Raw genomic sequence first — 17,363 nt, forward strand, 5'->3', positions numbered from 1 at the left:
ATGAGAAATGTGGTAACGGTATGGGGAACAACCTTGCAGTCTTCTGATGAACTAGCGGATTTTCTGACTCCGGTTTACGATGAGGACGGGGATGTGATACCGTCTGGCTTTTTAACAGCGTCAGGCCTTGAATGGGTAGACGAAGATTTTTTTGAAGTGCATGAGGTGCAGGATGCAGAAGCCAGAGCTGACTTTTTCACGTATTTGGAAAACGAATATGCGATGAATGCAACGCTCGATAGAAAAGAATGGCCCAAACAGCTAACAGAGGAGATTGGCAAGTACCCCCATGTCATTTTGCTGTACGGCAATGAATCACGCTATGGTCCGATTAACGAAAAATTGTTCGATCTCACTGAGGGCGGGTTAGAAAAAGATTCACCGGTGGTCCTGCTCGCCAAACTTGTATTTGAGACAGAGGAGCGGTAAGGAGCAGGGAGGAATGCGTAAGAAAGGAGATACAGATATGGCTTACAATTTCGCAGATTTATATGATGCAGCTGAAGTCGGAGACCTTGAGCTCGTAAAAAAGATCGTCACGAAACAGCCGGAATTGCTGCATGAAAAGGATGAGTATGAGTTTTCCGTCCTGCATGGCGCTGTGATGACAGACGATGTTGACCTTATTGCGTATTTGGTCGCACAGGGAGCAGATGTCCATGCGAAAAACGATGAGGGTATTACCCCGTTGCATATCGCGCTCTATCCAGAGGTCGCAGAGGCGCTAATCGCGCACGGTGCAGACATACATGCCAGCGCTCATGATGGAAGTACTCCGCTGCATACACAGGTAGCGGATGGAGAGGAGCGTGTGGATGTGGTAGAGCTGCTGTTGGCTAAAGGTGCGAATCCTAACAAAAAGGACATGGAGGGGCAAACACCATACGATATAGCACGTGAGAGAGAAGACGAAGAGATGATGGCTTTATTTGAATAGGGGAAAAAGGGAAGCGTCCGTTATGATTTCGGACGCTTTATTTCTTGCTCGAGTGTTGCGACGCGTTTTTCCAGCTCGTCGATGGCTTTTTGCTTGGTTGCTGTGCGTTTTACGATGAACAAGCAGCAAGCAATGACTAGTGCTATAGGCATGAAGAAGATAAAGAGCTGAAAGAGCACAGTAACCCATTCGATCGATACGGCACCAAATTCTAGCATGCGCGTTCACTCCAATCAGTTTGGTTTGGATTTGTCAATTCGCTTGGATTATTGCACCAAAAAATGTAATATTTTAAAAATATTGTAATGAAAACAAATAGGGAGGCGCATATGCCCGACAAAATAAGAAACTTAGTTGAATACACAGAGGTGTTCGCCGAAAAATGGTTACACTCTCAATTAAGTCATGAGGAGATTTACGTAATCTATCTTCCATTGGATAGCGTTTTGATTCTCGATGGTAGACTTAATCAATATGTTAAGCAAGGCGGCTTCACGGGTACCTTGGTATTTGCTCCAAGAAAACAATTCATGTCATGGGAAGATGCCTTTGTAGGTGTCTTTAAAAAGTATGTCCATCATTGGGAGAGTTGGTCCGATCTTTATGGGGATGATTTCTCAAAAGAGGAGATCGCTCATATTCTACATACCTATATTTTTCCACAGTATGTAAATGCAAATCAAATAAAACGGATGAACCGTACAGAGTACATGGAAAACTTGAATAAGGAACTGAGAGAAGATGGTGTGTCTGAGGAGTTTATTCAAATGTTGCAACCGCAATTAAGTAATCTTGAAATTATTTCTATAAAAGACGACTGGGATGACCATGCGGTTTTTGGAATATCTGACTCGCTTGTGTTCATTTACCTTCGTTTAATCAACCACTAATCGATTTCGTCTTTTGTAACAATGAAGGATTCGCTTACTGACTCGGTTATTTTAGCGTACATGCACATATAGGCGACCGCCCACATAAGGATAGAAGTAAGCTATTCCAGACGTGGAGGTGGCAGCCATGTCCAGCATTATCGCGGCGCTTTCCCTTGTTTTTAAAGAACTTCTTGTTTTCGTGGCTTATGTCAAGAACAATGCCTTCCCGCAACCGCTTCAGGACACTGAAGAAGAAAAGTACCTCCGACTCATGGCCAAAGGCGACCCTTACGCCCGTAACAAGCTGATTGAGCACAATTTGCGTTTGGTGGCGCATATTGTGAAGAAATTCGAGAACACAGGTGAGGACAGTGAAGATCTGATTTCCATCGGTACCATCGGCCTGATCAAAGCAATCGAGAGTTATCAGGTGGATAAGGGCACCAAGCTGGCTACGTATGCTGCGCGTTGTATTGAGAATGAGATATTAAAGTCAAAAGGGTGTCTTGTGATGAAGAGTTATGAAAAAGGGGACCCTTATGGTCCCTTTAAACTGTTATCAAGTGATTTGGGCATTCATCGTATGTTAGGCCATCAATCATGCTTCCGTTTTGATATTTCTGAACGCCGCCCCCACTCTTGCTTCATGGACGAGCACCTGGTCCGGATTCTCCACCAACAAAAAGCGGATTAGTGAAAAATCAAAATAGGTACTAAAGCAAACTAACTCTAAGAACAGTATCATTATTTTATTTGAAAAGAAGAAGACTGTCGAAAAATCGACAGTCTAACAATCTCCATGCTTGAACTTACATCATCAACCAATTAAAACCAAAAACGCCAATTGTCATTTTGTTTTGCTTCAAAATCTTTATACCATGATTGTCCGACTTGATTACCGAACTGGTCTAAAGCACGAACCATAATACTGTAATGATTTCCAACTCTTAAGCTACGAGCCGAATATTCTGTAGATGTTTGTCGGCTTTTTTCCAAAACATAACCATCTGTAACGTTTGTAACAATAACTTCAAATCTTGTGGCAGTTGGTGGTTGATTCCAATATAAGTTAATGGTGACAAACTCAGCGAAAGGCTTTACCGCTTGTTTATCAGATGCTTTTTTCGTGCTGGCAACATTGGTAACTGGTGCAAGCTGCTGTCCCTCTTGCGCAAATACAGGTGTCGCTGAAGTCAATAATGCCAGTGTTGCGAAAGCAGTAATAAACTTCTTCATTCTAACCACTCCTTCTATTTTCTTGCGCCCGATACAAAACAGGTTTGTTTGGACAACCACAATATACACTTTTTTCCATTATATGTAAATATATGGAAATTTTAATTTTTTGTTACAATTTCTTTTTGCGAAATAATGTTCAAATAATTTTTGAAAGTGTGTAGATTAGTCTAACTGCCTAAATTAGTAAAGGACATCAATGGGGTTGGCTTGCGGAGGAGACCTCTGCCCGAAGGTTGAGTATCTCAGGGGAATCATGGGTGAGATGTAACTTTATTCAAGAAGCGTTCGTCTATCAAATGTATTTGCAAACTCCCGTGAATCAAATTCCGATACGTTTGCCACCACACTGAGGAGGTAACAAATCCATGAAAAAGGTTGTGTTCACCGCTGCAATCGCAGCCGTTCTGACTATCGGACAGATCGCCTATCCAATTCAAGAAGCAGGAGCGGCAACGGCGGCATCCTATCGCATTGCCTACAATTTGCCCACGGTTCATACGCTGGAAGAAAAAGAAGTTTTTCATTCTCTCCTAAAAGATGCGCTTAAGATCAAAAATCCGCATCCCGCCAGCATCCTGGACAAAAACAGAAAAAGCCTCACGGAAATCGTCGGCGAACTTAACGGTACAGACACGCCGCGCGGTTTCATGATCGATGAATTCAGTGTCTCTAAAGATGGGTATTTGCTGGCCTTGTACAATGAGATTGGGATATTGGATCCCCTCTATCCCCAAGGTTACGATCCGGCCGCCATCAGCAAGCAAATAGAGCAGCAGCAAGCCTCTGGCCAATGGGGAGGCGAGCTACGGCAAAAGCGGGGAGAAGTGGAACTAAAAGCGCGGATAAACGCACTTGTCCAGGCGGGGTACGTACTGCCTGAGGACCTGAATGACCAACGGCTTACGAAGCAATTTGTTGCGGAGACGTTGTACCGCATGTACAAAAAAGTTAGGCCTTACAAGGGGAGTGTAGCTCCCAAGGACAGCCAAAGTGAAGCGGTCCGCTGGGCAGTAGAGGTGGGAGTGCCGGGATTCCAGGTCGATGCAAAAGGGTATGTGTATCCGCAATCGCAGCCGTACTACACAGAAATGCTCAACTTCATCCATCTGTTTTTGCCGAGCAAAAAAACTGCGACTGGATGGGAGTATTTTCAATACGAAGTCAATCAAGACTTGTTGCTAGAGACCGTGCACAACTATTCGGGCGAATTGTTGCTTGTAAACAACAAGCCAATGTCTTCCCTTCCCAACTATGTGATGCTGTCTGATCTTCCGGAGAAGAAGAAGGCCGAAACGCAGTTCAGCGCCTCTCTTGCACCTAAAGTAATTGAGATGGTGGAACAGGTCCGGCAAGAAGTCCAAAAACCGCGCGTGTGGGACTGGCGAACAGACGTAATCCGGCATCCCTCCTTTGCCAAACTTGTGAGCGAGTACCGGAAAACGAAGAGCCAAAAAGTGCTGAATCAGGTCTATCAAACAGTCAAAGCCCGCTATAATTTATTCGATCGGCAGGACTCGCCGCAGGTTATGAAAAGCGTACTAGATCATATTCGGTGAGCTTTCGACGAGAACGGTTGGGGAGGGCCATTCCTAATTCATTCCTAATTATCTATATACAATTATCGAACAAAAGCACCCGTGTGGTGCTTTTTTCATGGAGGTGGGTGAAATGTAGTGCGCCAGTCGGACGAGATTGTAAAAGTCTTTCGTCCAGTTCGAACCGCTGGAGAATCAAGCCACCTCTGTCGGGCATTTCTCAACGGCAGAGGACGACCAGCAGACAACCTAGATTATGAGGTCGATCCTTATATGCAAAAGCTCATTATGGCTTGCCAAGCAATTGAAGCAGAAGAAGAGGAGAAAGTTAGCACATAGCTTTCTCCTTCTCCCGAGCGATAGGGGGCTGGGGAGAGGAAGAAAGTCACATTTTGTCGTATGCACTCGAATTATATGGACTGACGCCTTTTGGTAGGAGAGGTAGAATGTAGACAGGAGGGAGTAGTATATATGAGACAGATTTTAATTTTATTAGTATTTCTGCTTTTAGCTGGCTGTTCTAATGTATCGGATAAAGAAAAGACCTTGGTTGAGGTATTTGGCGAATCTACTAGTGAAATAAAAGATAAGTTGACCAATACGTCAGACTGGTATCAAAGTTCGCAATCGTTCCCCAATCTTAAAGCTTCATCAAAATGGTTCGAACGTGACGAAGGTAACGGATTCAAGACATATTTTACTTTTTCTGAGGACAGTACTCATGCATTCGGATTAGTTGTAAACAAAAACGAGAACAAGTTAGTTCAGGTTCTGGTAATGTCGGTTTTGGATCCAAAGTTTAATGAGAACGCGAGTGAAAAGGCATTTGCATCAGCCCAGATAATAACCACTGCGGCAGGCTGGACATTAGATGAATCCAATGAAAAAATCAAGCAAATAACAGAAACTAGCATAGAGAAAGATACAGATCAGGTTAGTCACAATGGATTTGTTTTGAAAAGAGAAAGTAGAAGAGTGGAACAAATGGTATTCTATTCGATAAGACTGGAGAACGAAGAGGTTCCTGTAGAGTTTATGAGAGTATTAACTAATACATAGCAAAAGCGAAAACCATCTTATTTAGGTGGTTTTTCTATTTGGAGGTGAGACAGTGGGTGCAGTTGTAGGGCTTACCGCGTATATCCAAGCGAAAAATCGTACATGGAAAAAGAGTAAAGGATTCGAGCTGACTCCTGTTTATTCATACTAAGCGTTCATGATTTTACAAAGTTTTATAATTTGTGTCGACGTTTTTGCAATATTTTCAAGTAATTACTATTATTATGATTAAGAGAACGATGATTTGAGGTGAGTGATATTATCAGAAAAATTCTTTTGGTCTTACTTCTGGTGCTGCTAGCTTTCAGTTTTTTTGATCTTGACGTTAGCATGGGAATAAGCAGAAAGATTGTTGTAGTCCTCACAGTTGTGGTGGCTTTTGGGATTATTTATCTGGATAATAAAGGTGGAGGCAAGAAGGGTAAAAAAAAATGAAATAACTAAATCGTTACTAGCAGTCGCATTGACTACAGCTTTTCTATTTACTGGATACACTCAGGTAGCGGTACCTAATGTTCACGCAGCAGAAAATCGGATTTGGAAGAAAAGAAAAGAAAAGAAAAGACCTTTGTTTAAGAATGGTCAAGACCCCATTTCGGAGACAGTAAGAAAAAACAAGGCCGTTAGGCTGCTAACTGACGCTTAAATTCACTAGGCGTCAGCTTTTTTAATTTCAGTTGAAGACGTTCGTCGTTGTAAAAATGGATATATTCTTCAATTCTTCTTAGGGATTTAGAGCTTCGGTTTTCAAATGAGAAAAGAAGCTTTCCATCGAGGAGTTGTCTAGGCAATTACCTCGTCGTGACATGCTGATCTGGGCGCCAACCGTAGGCAGCATGTCGTGGTATGCATGGGACGTGTACTGGTGACCCTGATCGCTGTGAACGATCACACCAGTCACGTCTTTTTGTGTTTTAAATGCTTTCTTGAAAGTCTCAAGAACTAGCGCATTGTCGTTTCGAGAGCTGATATGATAGGCAACCGTTTAGCGCGTACACAAATCTTTAATGGCTGAGAGATAGATGCGTTCATCTCCGATTCGATATTGGGTAAGGTTAGTTACCCATTTTTGATTTGGTCTTTGAGCAACGAAGTCACGATTTAGCATGTTTTCGGCTACACGTCCATCGGATACAATGGGCTCGAAAAGTGGTGATATAGGCTCATTTACGACGAATAACTGCTTTTATCCCCAAATTTTGCATCAACCGTAACACTTTTTTTAGGTTACTTTACAGCCATACTGACGTACTAGTTCTGCTTGGATTCTGCGGTAGCCGTAAATTCCTTTCCTTTGCTTATAGAGCGACCTGATCTTCTCTTTCAAAGACCCTTAAAGTTCATCGGTAAACCACAGGGGTTATTCCAATGTTTACTTTAAGGGGTGCACTTCATTTTGAGGAGACGGGTTTTTCATGTTTCTCCACTACTTTTGACAAGCCGTTCACGCATATCTTCTCGACAGGAGGGGATGAACGATGCATGTAAAGATAATACCGGGTAGTTCAACTGACAGTATTCGTTCCGCCTGTTACCACTATTTATTAGGAAAATACAGGAGGGAGAAGCCGTATGATCGGAATATATGCCAGGGTGAGTACAGAGGAGCAGGCGAAAAGCGGGTTCAGCCTCGACGATCAGGTAAGGGAATGCAGGAAAAAGGCAGCGACGAGTGAAGCTGCCGAGTACATAGATGATGTATCTGGCGAGTTCCTAGATCGTCCGGCTCTCTCAAGGCTAAGACAAGATGTGAAAGATGGAGTCATTACAAAAATTGTTTGTCTGGACCCTGACCGTTTATCGCGTAAGCTAATGAACCAGCTGCTTATTACAGATGAATTTGATAAGCGTGGTATAGAGCTTGTGTTCGTGAATGGCGAATATGCAAAAACGCCTGAAGGTCAACTCTTTTATAGCATGCGTGGAGCGATCGCTGAATTTGAGAAGGCAAAAATTAATGAACGTATGAGTCGTGGGAGAAGAGAAAAGGCAAGACAAGGCCGCGTTCTCCGTGACTTTCAAATATATGGATACAGTTATGATTCAGAGAAAGAACAGATCGTAATTAATGAAGCTGAGGCAGCAGTAGTGCGACTAGTATTCGATCTGTTTACTCAGCCCAACGAGCTAGTTCAAGGTATCAATGGGATAGCTGTTTATTTAACCAATAAAGGAGTCCCTACAAAGCGCGGTGCGAGCGTATGGCATCGTCAGGTGGTACGACAGATGTTGATGAATGAGGCGTACGTGGGGAGATTTTATCAAAATAAGTGGAATACAGAAGGGATGCTGGGTAATCAGTTTCGCCAGCTAGATGAGAAAGTCCGTATGAAAATGCGCCCAAAAGAAGAGTGGATATCTTTACCCTGCCCATTCATTATTGACGAAGTGAAATTTGAACATGCCCAGCGACTACTAAAGGAATCCAGAAGAAGATGGGCGGGACGGAGCTTCAACGAGTACCTCTTAAGCGGCCTAGTACGTTGTGGGTCCTGTGGAAATACGATGTCAGGAAGAAAAGCGAAAAACTGGAGCCAGCATGTTTTTGAGTATATTGATGTTAAGAATACAGCAGGTGCAAAAACTAAGGGGTGCGGTCGTCGTGTAAGATGTGAGAAATTGGACAATCAGGTTTGGGAAGCGGTTGCGTCCTGGTTGAATAATCCTGATGAGATTGCGGCGGTAGTGGAAGATAAAGTGGAAACTCCATTCGAGCAAGTGGAGTTGGAGCGATTGCAAAAGGAACTCGAAAAAACAAAAATAGGACGCAAGAGATTGCTTAAATTGTTTGCGTCTGGTGAAGGAGATATTGGTGAAGAAGATATTCGCCAGGAGTTGAAAGAACTGAAGGAGAAGGAAGATAAACTGAATCAGCGTCTAAACGAGCTGCTGGAACAAACGAAACAGCAGGTCGATTATGAGTCTAGCCGCAACTTGATTCAAGAAGCTGCTGAATTTTATTTATCAAAAGCTCAGGATGAGCTCACCTTTGAGGATAAAAGAGAGCTGATCCGTCAAGTGGTTAGGGAAGTAAGAGTTTTCGAAGAGGGTGTGGAGATATTCACGTTCTAATGTTCTGAGTAAATAAAGTTGTGGACTGAAAAATTAAGAGTTAGACCGGAAAATAAAGCGTTAGACAGAGCCGCCGATAGTTACAATTCTCCAATCAGAAATATTAGAAATATAGTCATAACCCTGTTGTACGAGGATAAAATCAGCTCAAATCAATTTCGCGCTTCCTGGTATGAGTGGAATAAGCGGACGGACATTAGCGTTCTTGGGGAGCAGACCTTACAAATAGACCTTGTTGAAGAGGGGGAGGTATCACCAATCGGATCGGAACAAATGAGTTTATTCTAAGTCAAAAGCCTGCCTCTTTATAAGGTGGGCTTTTTTGTTATTACCAATGTCATATTAATTTGTAAGCATTCTCCACAATAACTAACATGCGTTTGAACTTCCAAAATAAAGGGAAAAGATTTGTAGAATCATAACCATAGGGAGAGATATCATTGCGCTATTTTATCTGGCTATTCCGTATCGTCATGCTATTATTGGTTTTTAAAACAGGTTCAGACCTCAGTGGATTACAAAGTAGTTACCGCTTTAATGTAGAACTTGGGGCTAATACTTCTGCTGTTCAAGCGACCCAACTTTCAAATGAGTATTTGTTAAAAGCCGTTAGTCAGCTTGGTATATTGTTGTGTGCTTTTATGGGGTACATTGTATTTGAATTTATGGCTCGACCAATCAGGCATTCAGAAAAGAAGGTCGAAAAGAAAGTGGAAAAAGTAGCTCCTGCTGCTACACCTACACAAAAAAAGTAACGTAACAAAAAACCCACAAATTGTGGGCTTTTTTATTTATGTTAACAGACCATGGATCGTCTTGAGGCTTCCGTAAAACCTGGCCAAGCTGGCATAGGTTGTGTGGCGATCTTTCTTTATTCTTTACCAGACTAGTTCTCCATAGATTTATGAAACTTTCTAACTATTTTGCGATTACAATCAAACCGTTTACAGCCTCCCTTCGTTTCCTTTGATAGTACCGTTAAAAAACATGTGTGAAATGGAGGAAGAATCATGAAGAAGACCGTGTTTCTAGCAGCTCTACTGCTCTTTGTCTTTACAGCTGCTGGAATGTCAGCCTATGCACAAATGGACGGTAAGCAGGCGTCCCAGGCAACATCAAATGCCAGCCAAAGTAATAAAGTCATCCGGGTGTACGGACCAGGTGGACCACTTGGACCGATCAAGGAAGCTGCTGAACAATTTTCAGCTGAAACAGGAATGAAGGTGGAAGTAACAGCCGGACCAGAGGGCAATTGGATCGGCCAAGCAAAGCAAGATGCAGATATTATTTTCGGTGGCTCCGCGTATATGTTGCAGGACTTCATCTTTAACCACCCCGAAATGATCGACACTAAATCACGTACGGAGCTTTACCCGCGTGCTGCAGGAATCTTGGTGAGGAAAGGAAATCCTAAGAAGATTGAAAGCCTGGAGGATTTAACGAAAAAGGGAGTAAAAATAATCGATGTGAATGGGGCTGGCCAGCTTGGCCTGTGGGAAGACTTGGCAGGTAGAAAAGGGCTGATCGAAGGCATTTCCCAAAATATTAACCTTTCTGTAAAGTCGAGTGCCGAAGCCATTGAACGATGGAAATCGAATGACAGCCTGGACGCCTGGATTACCTATGAATCGTGGCATTACCGGCTCCAGGATGTGACTGACCTGGTCAAACTGCCCGAAGAAGAAAAGCTCTATCGTGGAACGCCGATCGCCCTGACGAAAATCACTGATCAGAAAAAAGAGGCACAGCAATTTATTGAGTATTTAAGAACGGAAAAATCTCACCAAATCTTTCAAAAATGGGGCTGGAAGTAAGGACGAGTCATACATCTAAAAAACTGGGAGGAACATACATGAAAAAAGCAGTTTTTACCCTTGCGATACTTTCGATTATTTTTGTTTTGGCTGCCTGCGGAAAAAGCACGGAGGTAAAAACAGAGACGGTTCAACCCGATCAAGCCCAAACGGAACCAACTAAATCGGAACAAGCCCCGGTTGACAGCCTCCAGCTTTTGAAGAATGAGAAAGCTGGAGAGTACCTGGCGGACCCACAGGGAAGGGCCCTGTATTACTTTAAAAAGGACGAAGCAGGAAAAAGCAATTGTAGCGGAGACTGCCTGGCAAACTGGCCGGCATTTACCCAGGAGGATTTCGCCGTCCCGGAAGGTTTTGACAAAAAGGATTTCGATACGATCACAAGAGAAGATAACGGGAAGAAGCAGGTTACGTACAAAGGCTTTCCTCTCTATTATTTTGCAAAAGACGAGCAAAAAGGGGATGTAAACGGACAAGGAGTAAAAGATGTATGGTTTCTCATAAACAGCGAAACAGCATTTGAATAAGCCTGTCCAGGGAACGATTAGTCGCGGTCGTTCCCATCTTTACTTTTAAAATAGTGTTATGGCAATATATTTTTATCCAAAAGCAGGGAGTGCCACATGAAAGAAAATTACGATGCGGAATTAATGCGATTGGTAAATGAAAAAAATGGTCACGCATTAGAGGAGCTCTATGATCGATATATAAAGCTTGTTTACGGCTTCGTTATGAAGTTTTGCAATGGGAATGAGGATAAGACGAAAGAGATTATTCAGTTGGTCTTTTTGAGGCTATGGACAACAAACTGCCATTACGATCCTGCTCAAGGCAGCTTTGTAAATTGGCTGCTCACGATTACTCGCAATATTTGCATTGACTACCTCCGAAAAGAGAAGAGGCATACGCAACACCATCAAGAGGAACACGAAGAGATCGCTGACCCTGCTAATGAAGTCGAGCAACGAGTAAATACGAATGATATTGCGATGGCGAAAAACAAATTGCCGACGGCGCAAAGAAAATTAATCGATTTGCTTTATTGGAAAGGGTATTCTCTTTCAGAGATCGCCAAGCTGGAACAAGAGCCGCTCGGTACGATTAAAAGCAGGCTTCACCAGGCTCTTAAAGGATTGAGGAAGCATCTGGAACTGGAGGATTTAAAATGAGAAGGGTTTGTGATCAGTTAATTCCATATATAGCAAATGAGCTCAAGGAGAGCGAACACATGGCCTTTGCTGAACATTTAAAGAATTGTACGGAGTGTAAGAAAGAATATCAGGAATTATCCCAGGCCTGGAATGCTTTGCCATTCGATTATACCGAAATCGAGGTGCCTGAATCGCTAAAAGGCGAGGTGCTGGGGTTTGTTTTTGAGCACAAAAGGAAAAGCGGTACGGAAACATTCATGGCTAAGATGAGCAAGCTCGCCATGAGGCTCAAAAGCCAGTTCACTCCAGTTTCAACCAGTATCGTGGCCGTCTTGTTACTCGCGTTTATTGGTCTTGGAATAGCGAATGTACAGGTAAAAAATCGTCATGTCGAAAATATACCCATTGAAATATTAACGGCGATTCCCTTAAAAGCAGCCAATCAAAGCCACCCGGGAACAAACGGCATCGCCTATATTGTCCAGCAGGGATCAGAGAAAAATTTGGTGGTGCAGGTTCACGAATTGCCCGGCGTCGAAGGTTCACAGGTTTATCAGGTTTGGCTGCTGAAAAACAGCACGAGGGAAAATGGTGGCATATTCAAGCCGGACGAAAACGGATCCGGAATACTGACCTACCAGCTTGCCGAAGGGCAGACTTTTGATCAAATCGGCATCACTGTCGAACCGGACGCCAATAGCAGACAACCAAGGGGGGAAAAAATAGCCGGGTCATAGAAATATCTGGCTAACCTATCGCAGAAGTTTTACGAGGCGGGCCGGGACTGACGTGTTGTAAGAGCATATTACTGTGTGGCAAGAGCAAGATCGATTCGTGTAATCCGCCATGATTCGTGAGTTGATTGAAAAGGAAACACCCTATAATTAACGGAAGTAGTAGGAACAACGAGGCAGTGTTTATACGCGTGATCAAGCTAACGGGCTTAACGATTATAAAGCTGTCGCACCTGCTAAGCAATGCTTGTACAATTATCTAAAGAATCTAAATGCTACATAATACTTGGAGGTTATGAAAATGATGGAGCAATATGTATTCCGTTAAGTCCGTGGTCCCCCTTGCTATCTCTATTCTCACCTTATAAAAATATAGGAGGACGAATATGGATATTTTAGTTAGAGAACTGAGAGCTGGGGACGATGAGTGTGGTGCAAACATTGATGGGAGCTTTATCGTAGACTCTACCCTTGTCTTGCAACTAATGGGACAGCGAATCGGATATACGGTGATGGAGAGACCTCTTAGGAATAAAAGCTACGATGATGAACAGCTTGAAGAAGATACTGTTGAGGATTATTCGAACTATATCGGCAATCCCCATCAAATTATTTATTTAGCGCTCGTAAACAATCAAGTTGTGGGTCAAATTGTTTTGAAAAGAAATTGGAACAAATATGCCTATGTGGAAGATATCAAAGTTGATAAGCAATATAGAGGATACGGTGTCGGTAAAAAACTAATCGAACAGGCTAAACGCTGGACGAAGGAAGGCGGCATGACGGGAATCATGCTGGAGACACAAAGTAATAATGTCCGCGCATGTAAATTCTACGAAAGTTGTGGTTTTGTCATCGGAGGTTTCGATTCCTACGTCTACAGAGGTCTAGATAAAGATAGTGATGAGATAGCAATTTATTGGTATCTCATGCTTGATTAATAAGTGATTGATCTTCAGCATATGTCTTAAAAAGCCGAAATAAGGGCAGCTTCTTAAAGACATTCCCCAAGTTTGGGAATAAATTTTTCTTGAAACAACTCCCGGCATATCAAGGATTCCAGTCTATTGCTATATTTTCAATGAACATCTAAATCTGTCGATGCTCCCCTTTTGACATTTAGATTGAAATCCTCATGCATCTGAGAAGCTTGAAAAAAACCAAAAAAGACGTATCCTTGCACGACCCAATCGGAACGGACAAAGAAGGCAACGAAATCACTTTGATCGACGTCCTTGGCACAGAAACCGACGAAGTGGTCGACGCTGTGCAGCTCAAGCTTGAGTCCAATAAAATTTACCAGCACATCCACATCCTCGATGAGCGCGAAAAAGAGGTGATCATCGGCAGGTTTGGGCTGGATCAGGACAAAGAAAAGACACAGCGCGAAATTGCGCGTGAGCTGGGCATTTCTCGTTCGTATGTATCCCGTATCGAAAAGCGAGCGTTAATGAAGTTGTTTAATGAGTTTTATCGGACGAAACAGCCGCAGAATCGGTAGTTTTTTCGCAGCGGAGGACGCTATTTTGATGGAGGCATTTCGTAGTTCGTTCTCTGCAAAGAAATGACATTTCATTACAAAAGCTTATTCCAGTAACATACAGACAAGTGAAAGGGATGAAGCCACTCGGATGCCGGGTGGCTTTTCTATTTGCTTGCTGTATCGTTTCGGCGAGTATACGGCAGAAGATGTCACCCGTTTGTAGAGCTAGGAAAATTAACACCCGAACAATATGAAGGGATTACCGGTGAAAAATATGATGCATCGGTAGTAGAACAGCAGGAAACGGTGCAATAAGCGTCTTGTAGTGACTTTGGCAGTGGGCGGTGGGGTATGTAATTTGTCTGCCGCTATCTTGTTCCTGTGCAGTATGAATGGAAACGTCTCACACGAGCAGAAGCGGAGGCGATCACGGTAGCTGGGATGCAAATTGTCTCCGTCTTTCAGCGGGGAACAAACGATGCTGCTGGTGGAGCAATCAATGGCAAAAGGGACGGAAAAGCAGCAGCTTTCCAAATCCTTTAGATACTTTTAAGGAAATGGCGCTCTAATAAACACATGATTCAGTTGCTTAACATCCGTAATGGTCACTGGAAAAATAAGCGGAGTGAAAGCGACTAAAAGGAAACGTGTAATGAACGTGTATAAGACAAACTTTTTACTCATTTTTATCATCCTCATAATGTCGAATACCAGTATCTTACAATGGGGTCATTGTGAACTTACGGTTTTTCTTCCGTTCAAATGTTCCTAAAGAAGCCATGACAACGGCAAGGCATAGCATCGTTTGAAAAGATATTGAACCAAAGAGGTCTATTTTTCATGAACGATCACCAGTATTTTCCTTTTCGCAACAATTTTAACAGATGATTTGATTGTATGCACTACAGCGAATGCCATCAGTCTGTTGTTTGATAGTCAATGTTTACTAAACACAAGATTTTTAAATTGGTGCCAGGAATTGTAACAAGAAAAACTCCCTAATAATCAGGGAGTGGTGATAACGCAACCAATGTGTTTAGCATGATGTTTCTTGGAGAAGGTCACATTACATAACGGGTTCTGGGCACCACCAACCGCACCCATGACGCATGCAAATCCAGATACAACCTCCAGCTTGAGCTGGATAATAAGATGAATGTTGTACCAATTGACCTTTTACTTTCTTGTATTTCTTAGAATTAGATTTCTTCTTTTTCATGGGATATTTCCTCCTTTATAATGATCTAAAATAAGATATTAACATAATTTTCCTTTTGACTGTACGAGTGTTCTCAAGTGACTGAAATGGACGCAAAAAAAGGTATTAGGAAGGTCGCCACAGATAATATCGACAGTATAGATATCAACACGATGAGGCACCATCCTGTTTTATAGGAGGTGCCTCGTTGTATTATTTGGTATATTCCATGACCTCAAAGGATTGGATCTTACTGAATGCTACATAATCTTTTCTAGCGGTAAATGGCCCCTTGTTAAAGTCCTTATCGAACATATATGTTTCTTTTCCACGTCCGTCTGCACGGCCATTATACCAGTCGATAAAGTCTTGAACTTCGGATGTAGTTAATTCAAACTCTTTCTCGAGTCCACTGATCATCTTGATAACAAGAAGTGCGTTATCACCGGATGGCTGAGGATCGGGATTAGGATCGGGATTAGGGTCTGGATTAGGGTCTGGATCTGGATCTGGATCTGGATCTGGCATCTCAGCATTTCCTTGCATGAATTCAACTTCACTAATTACGGTATGAGTATTGCCATGCCCATTATTGGCAGTAATATTGAAGCGATACGCTTTATAGGGTTTGGAGTTATCAAATGTAAATTCTCTTTTCTCACCAAGTTTCCATCCGGTTATATTCGTTTTTATGTCAAGGGTAATCCAGTTCGTACCATTCCATCCTTCAAACGTCCAAGTGGTAGGAGCTTCTAAATGTCTATATGTCATGTCAGAGGCTAATTTTATCGTATACTTTCCAACTACTGTTTCAGTTGGAAACTCATACCCCAAATAATAGGGGAAATGACTAATATTAGCCGGATGCCAAGAGGTTTTTTCATCATCGTCGAAGGCTTTATATGCATCATTTTCTGCATTCCAAATGTTATTCGCACTTGCGATGCCTGTAGGTGATGTGTTACTCGTCATCGTTGGAATTAAATCAACTGAGTTTTGATCTTCTGCATGCCCAATGCTTTGACCAGAAAATAGAATAGAGAACATGAGTGCCAAACTAAAAATTTGCTTACGATACCTTTTTGTTAAAAACATCAAAAACCTCCCTGAATTGTTAAAAATGGATAATTTGTCTATTTCCAATAAAAATATAGTATAGTTCTTTCGTTTAAGCAAAACATAAAAAGGAATAAATTACAAATAAAAGGATAAATTTGTAATTTTATTTAGGTCGTTCAAGAAATACAAAACCCGTCCCTGTTTTTATAGGAGACGGGTTATTCTTATTTCTGATAGCTACTTTGTGTGTGTAAGGGATACCTCAAAGGCATCTAAAATCTCTAGAAAATGCGAGGCTTCTCTAAACACATGGTCAGCGAGCAATGGGGGGATTATGCTCTTAATTTTGCATTCCTCAATCAGATCACGAGCTGTTTTTTTGAAGTCACGCAATTGACGGACGGATACGCGATTTTGATCGACAAATTGATTCAGTAGCGGTTTCGTTTGAGACTGGGGGCGCATGGAATCTAGATCCTGAGCTTGGAACAATAATTGATCAAAATCATGACTAAACTCTCTAGCCTGATCCACTAGCTTTCTTTCGGAAGGATCGAGCAAATGGTTAATAAATTTCGCATGGTCAGCCATGATTCGTAGGAAGAAGACATTTTCATTAATCACCGCATCAGGTAAGGGATCAAGGTTTCCCGTATTCAGTTGTTCTAATCGATTCCGAAAATAGGCAGCCTCTCTACTTGTGTGATCGACCAACAGCGGAAAGTTGTTACCACCGATTTTGCAACGAATAATGAGTCCGAGTACTTTGCGTTTAAAGGCCCAAATATACGAAACGGCATTGTGAACCATTTGATTAAAGTCATAGATTCGTTGGGGGTCTACGTCAGAAGAAAAGGCCAGGGCTTGGCTTTCAATTTCTTCAAAAATGCTGTAAAAGCGATTCGCTTCTTCAATCAATTTTGTGTCTTCGCAGTTAAAGCCTAATTTGAGAAACAGGGAGTGTTCTTTCATGATGCGAGACCAAAAACGTATTTCCTCTAACGAGCGTTCAACAAAAACATTTGTCATATAGTACCTCCGCATAAGGATGTGGGCGGATCATAGCCCATTTTCCACTTTTGATCACACATGATGTATGTCTATGCGTTTACCCAGTTTCGTGAATGGGCATGAGCACAGAATCCACATCCGAACCAAGCCCATTTCTCCATACGATTGTTTCGGGCGTTTTCTCGCTTGTCCCATAAAA

The 17,363-nt window shown here is 42.4% G+C and carries 24 protein-coding genes and 2 pseudogenes; 18 read left to right on the forward strand and 8 right to left on the reverse strand.

Features of this window, described 5'->3' with window-relative positions; translation table 11 throughout:
- Positions 1 to 429 (forward strand): immunity 22 family protein, encoded by a 429-nt coding sequence (locus HPY28_RS10670; RefSeq protein ID WP_017247611.1) that lies wholly within the window; start codon positions 1 to 3, stop codon positions 427 to 429.
- A 13-nt stretch (positions 430 to 442) separates the two neighbouring features.
- Positions 443 to 937: an ankyrin repeat domain-containing protein gene (locus HPY28_RS10675; RefSeq protein ID WP_254475998.1), complete on the forward strand. Its 495-nt coding sequence runs from the start codon at positions 443 to 445 to the stop codon at positions 935 to 937.
- Positions 938 to 957: 20 nt separating this feature from the next.
- Here HPY28_RS10675 and HPY28_RS10680 read toward each other — a convergent pair whose 3' ends face one another.
- Entirely contained in the window at positions 958 to 1,155 is a 198-nt protein-coding gene (locus tag HPY28_RS10680; protein ID WP_174225823.1) for a hypothetical protein, read from the reverse strand.
- 111 nt (positions 1,156 to 1,266) lie between these two features.
- Between HPY28_RS10680 and HPY28_RS10685 the strand changes: the two genes are divergently transcribed.
- Both HPY28_RS10685 and HPY28_RS30440 read left to right on the forward strand, forming a co-directional pair.
- Complete coding sequence (locus HPY28_RS10685; protein WP_174225822.1) at positions 1,267 to 1,827, forward strand: hypothetical protein; 561 nt, start codon at positions 1,267 to 1,269, stop codon at positions 1,825 to 1,827.
- Positions 1,828 to 1,954: 127 nt separating this feature from the next.
- Positions 1,955 to 2,503: a sigma-70 family RNA polymerase sigma factor gene (locus HPY28_RS30440; RefSeq protein ID WP_017247614.1), complete on the forward strand. Its 549-nt coding sequence runs from the start codon at positions 1,955 to 1,957 to the stop codon at positions 2,501 to 2,503.
- A gap of 131 nt (positions 2,504 to 2,634) precedes the next feature.
- Here the strand turns inward: HPY28_RS30440 and HPY28_RS10695 are convergent, their stop codons facing one another.
- Positions 2,635 to 3,045 (reverse strand): hypothetical protein, encoded by a 411-nt coding sequence (locus HPY28_RS10695; RefSeq protein WP_017247615.1) that lies wholly within the window; start codon positions 3,043 to 3,045, stop codon positions 2,635 to 2,637.
- A 368-nt stretch (positions 3,046 to 3,413) separates the two neighbouring features.
- Between HPY28_RS10695 and HPY28_RS10700 the strand changes: the two genes are divergently transcribed.
- The 4 genes from HPY28_RS10700 (at position 3,414) to HPY28_RS10715 (ending at position 6,077) form a co-directional block, all read left to right on the forward strand.
- Entirely contained in the window at positions 3,414 to 4,604 is a 1,191-nt protein-coding gene (locus tag HPY28_RS10700) for a hypothetical protein (RefSeq protein ID WP_174230544.1), read from the forward strand.
- 117 nt (positions 4,605 to 4,721) lie between these two features.
- Positions 4,722 to 4,922 carry a hypothetical protein gene (locus tag HPY28_RS10705; protein ID WP_174225820.1) on the forward strand — a complete coding sequence of 67 codons (201 nt, stop codon included), beginning with the start codon at positions 4,722 to 4,724 and terminating at the stop codon, positions 4,920 to 4,922.
- 132 nt (positions 4,923 to 5,054) lie between these two features.
- Positions 5,055 to 5,642 (forward strand): hypothetical protein, encoded by a 588-nt coding sequence (locus HPY28_RS10710; RefSeq protein ID WP_174230545.1) that lies wholly within the window; start codon positions 5,055 to 5,057, stop codon positions 5,640 to 5,642.
- Positions 5,643 to 5,891: 249 nt separating this feature from the next.
- The gene (locus HPY28_RS10715) at positions 5,892 to 6,077 is read left to right on the forward strand and encodes a hypothetical protein (protein WP_017247620.1); all 186 of its coding nucleotides are present in this window, start codon (positions 5,892 to 5,894) and stop codon (positions 6,075 to 6,077) included.
- Positions 6,078 to 6,265: 188 nt separating this feature from the next.
- Here HPY28_RS10715 and HPY28_RS30900 read toward each other — a convergent pair whose 3' ends face one another.
- The 3 genes from HPY28_RS30900 to HPY28_RS30910 all read right to left on the reverse strand — a co-directional run bounded on the left by HPY28_RS30900 (position 6,266) and on the right by HPY28_RS30910 (position 6,969).
- Positions 6,266 to 6,433, reverse strand: a complete 168-nt coding sequence (locus tag HPY28_RS30900) for an IS3 family transposase (RefSeq protein WP_100169671.1) — start codon at positions 6,431 to 6,433, stop codon at positions 6,266 to 6,268.
- The gene (locus HPY28_RS30905; RefSeq protein WP_174225878.1) at positions 6,367 to 6,612 is read right to left on the reverse strand and encodes a DDE-type integrase/transposase/recombinase; all 246 of its coding nucleotides are present in this window, start codon (positions 6,610 to 6,612) and stop codon (positions 6,367 to 6,369) included. Before HPY28_RS30905 ends, HPY28_RS30900 begins: the two co-directional genes overlap by 67 nt.
- Before the next feature lie 252 nt (positions 6,613 to 6,864).
- Positions 6,865 to 6,969: an IS3 family transposase gene (locus HPY28_RS30910; protein WP_174225819.1), complete on the reverse strand. Its 105-nt coding sequence runs from the start codon at positions 6,967 to 6,969 to the stop codon at positions 6,865 to 6,867.
- 245 nt (positions 6,970 to 7,214) lie between these two features.
- Between HPY28_RS30910 and HPY28_RS10735 the strand changes: the two genes are divergently transcribed.
- From HPY28_RS10735 to HPY28_RS30445, 10 genes and pseudogenes are all read left to right on the forward strand, one after another.
- Positions 7,215 to 8,714 (forward strand): recombinase family protein, encoded by a 1,500-nt coding sequence (locus tag HPY28_RS10735; protein ID WP_174230546.1) that lies wholly within the window; start codon positions 7,215 to 7,217, stop codon positions 8,712 to 8,714.
- Between the two features lie 440 nt (positions 8,715 to 9,154).
- Complete coding sequence (locus HPY28_RS10740; protein WP_017247623.1) at positions 9,155 to 9,469, forward strand: hypothetical protein; 315 nt, start codon at positions 9,155 to 9,157, stop codon at positions 9,467 to 9,469.
- Between the two features lie 255 nt (positions 9,470 to 9,724).
- A complete protein-coding gene (locus HPY28_RS10745; RefSeq protein ID WP_174230547.1) occupies positions 9,725 to 10,528 on the forward strand; it encodes an extracellular solute-binding protein in 804 nt (267 codons plus the stop codon).
- A gap of 38 nt (positions 10,529 to 10,566) precedes the next feature.
- A complete protein-coding gene (locus HPY28_RS10750) occupies positions 10,567 to 11,055 on the forward strand; it encodes a hypothetical protein (protein ID WP_174230548.1) in 489 nt (162 codons plus the stop codon).
- Positions 11,056 to 11,151: 96 nt separating this feature from the next.
- Entirely contained in the window at positions 11,152 to 11,697 is a 546-nt protein-coding gene (locus HPY28_RS10755; protein WP_069850421.1) for an RNA polymerase sigma factor, read from the forward strand.
- A gap of 59 nt (positions 11,698 to 11,756) precedes the next feature.
- Complete coding sequence (locus HPY28_RS10760) at positions 11,757 to 12,416, forward strand: anti-sigma factor (protein WP_254613095.1); 660 nt, start codon at positions 11,757 to 11,759, stop codon at positions 12,414 to 12,416.
- 383 nt (positions 12,417 to 12,799) lie between these two features.
- The gene (locus HPY28_RS10765; protein WP_174230550.1) at positions 12,800 to 13,354 is read left to right on the forward strand and encodes a GNAT family N-acetyltransferase; all 555 of its coding nucleotides are present in this window, start codon (positions 12,800 to 12,802) and stop codon (positions 13,352 to 13,354) included.
- A 185-nt stretch (positions 13,355 to 13,539) separates the two neighbouring features.
- Positions 13,540 to 13,914: pseudogene (locus tag HPY28_RS10770) on the forward strand (sigma-70 family RNA polymerase sigma factor); the annotation flags it as partial.
- A gap of 150 nt (positions 13,915 to 14,064) precedes the next feature.
- Positions 14,065 to 14,211, forward strand: a complete 147-nt coding sequence (locus HPY28_RS10775; RefSeq protein WP_174225814.1) for an XkdX family protein — start codon at positions 14,065 to 14,067, stop codon at positions 14,209 to 14,211.
- Between the two features lie 54 nt (positions 14,212 to 14,265).
- Positions 14,266 to 14,439: pseudogene (locus HPY28_RS30445) on the forward strand (glycoside hydrolase domain-containing protein); the annotation flags it as partial.
- Between the two features lie 523 nt (positions 14,440 to 14,962).
- Here the strand turns inward: HPY28_RS30445 and HPY28_RS10785 are convergent.
- The 3 genes from HPY28_RS10785 to HPY28_RS10795 all read right to left on the reverse strand — a co-directional run bounded on the left by HPY28_RS10785 (position 14,963) and on the right by HPY28_RS10795 (position 17,182).
- Positions 14,963 to 15,115 carry a hypothetical protein gene (locus tag HPY28_RS10785; protein WP_170831622.1) on the reverse strand — a complete coding sequence of 51 codons (153 nt, stop codon included), beginning with the start codon at positions 15,113 to 15,115 and terminating at the stop codon, positions 14,963 to 14,965.
- A 192-nt stretch (positions 15,116 to 15,307) separates the two neighbouring features.
- Entirely contained in the window at positions 15,308 to 16,189 is an 882-nt protein-coding gene (locus HPY28_RS10790; RefSeq protein WP_174230551.1) for a discoidin domain-containing protein, read from the reverse strand.
- Between the two features lie 201 nt (positions 16,190 to 16,390).
- Entirely contained in the window at positions 16,391 to 17,182 is a 792-nt protein-coding gene (locus HPY28_RS10795) for a DUF2935 domain-containing protein (RefSeq protein ID WP_026042976.1), read from the reverse strand.
- Positions 17,183 to 17,363: the final 181 nt, after the last annotated feature.

Origin of the sequence: Brevibacillus sp. HB1.2 (assembly GCF_013332495.1) — a bacterium.
In the GTDB taxonomy this organism is placed as follows: domain Bacteria; phylum Bacillota; class Bacilli; order Brevibacillales; family Brevibacillaceae; genus Brevibacillus; species Brevibacillus porteri.

What these genes read in the sequence shown, in the direction of transcription:
- HPY28_RS10700 (WP_174230544.1), top strand. Translation starts at nt 3,414, where the DNA reads ATGAAAAAGGTTGTGTTCACCGCTGCAATCGCAGCCGTTCTGACTATC.
- HPY28_RS10765 (WP_174230550.1), top strand. Translation starts at nt 12,800, where the DNA reads ATGGATATTTTAGTTAGAGAACTGAGAGCTGGGGACGATGAGTGTGGT.
- HPY28_RS10680 (WP_174225823.1), bottom strand. Translation starts at nt 1,155, where the DNA reads ATGCTAGAATTTGGTGCCGTATCGATCGAATGGGTTACTGTGCTCTTT.
- HPY28_RS10760 (WP_254613095.1), top strand. Translation starts at nt 11,757, where the DNA reads ATGGCCTTTGCTGAACATTTAAAGAATTGTACGGAGTGTAAGAAAGAA.
- HPY28_RS10790 (WP_174230551.1), bottom strand. Translation starts at nt 16,189, where the DNA reads ATGTTTTTAACAAAAAGGTATCGTAAGCAAATTTTTAGTTTGGCACTC.
- HPY28_RS10685 (WP_174225822.1), top strand. Translation starts at nt 1,267, where the DNA reads ATGCCCGACAAAATAAGAAACTTAGTTGAATACACAGAGGTGTTCGCC.
- HPY28_RS10795 (WP_026042976.1), bottom strand. Translation starts at nt 17,182, where the DNA reads ATGACAAATGTTTTTGTTGAACGCTCGTTAGAGGAAATACGTTTTTGG.
- HPY28_RS10695 (WP_017247615.1), bottom strand. Translation starts at nt 3,045, where the DNA reads ATGAAGAAGTTTATTACTGCTTTCGCAACACTGGCATTATTGACTTCA.
- HPY28_RS10710 (WP_174230545.1), top strand. Translation starts at nt 5,055, where the DNA reads ATGAGACAGATTTTAATTTTATTAGTATTTCTGCTTTTAGCTGGCTGT.
- HPY28_RS10750 (WP_174230548.1), top strand. Translation starts at nt 10,567, where the DNA reads ATGAAAAAAGCAGTTTTTACCCTTGCGATACTTTCGATTATTTTTGTT.
- HPY28_RS10670 (WP_017247611.1), top strand. Translation starts at nt 1, where the DNA reads ATGAGAAATGTGGTAACGGTATGGGGAACAACCTTGCAGTCTTCTGAT.
- HPY28_RS10675 (WP_254475998.1), top strand. Translation starts at nt 443, where the DNA reads ATGCGTAAGAAAGGAGATACAGATATGGCTTACAATTTCGCAGATTTA.
- HPY28_RS10745 (WP_174230547.1), top strand. Translation starts at nt 9,725, where the DNA reads ATGAAGAAGACCGTGTTTCTAGCAGCTCTACTGCTCTTTGTCTTTACA.
- HPY28_RS10785 (WP_170831622.1), bottom strand. Translation starts at nt 15,115, where the DNA reads ATGAAAAAGAAGAAATCTAATTCTAAGAAATACAAGAAAGTAAAAGGT.
- HPY28_RS10735 (WP_174230546.1), top strand. Translation starts at nt 7,215, where the DNA reads ATGATCGGAATATATGCCAGGGTGAGTACAGAGGAGCAGGCGAAAAGC.
- HPY28_RS10755 (WP_069850421.1), top strand. Translation starts at nt 11,152, where the DNA reads ATGAAAGAAAATTACGATGCGGAATTAATGCGATTGGTAAATGAAAAA.
- HPY28_RS30440 (WP_017247614.1), top strand. Translation starts at nt 1,955, where the DNA reads ATGTCCAGCATTATCGCGGCGCTTTCCCTTGTTTTTAAAGAACTTCTT.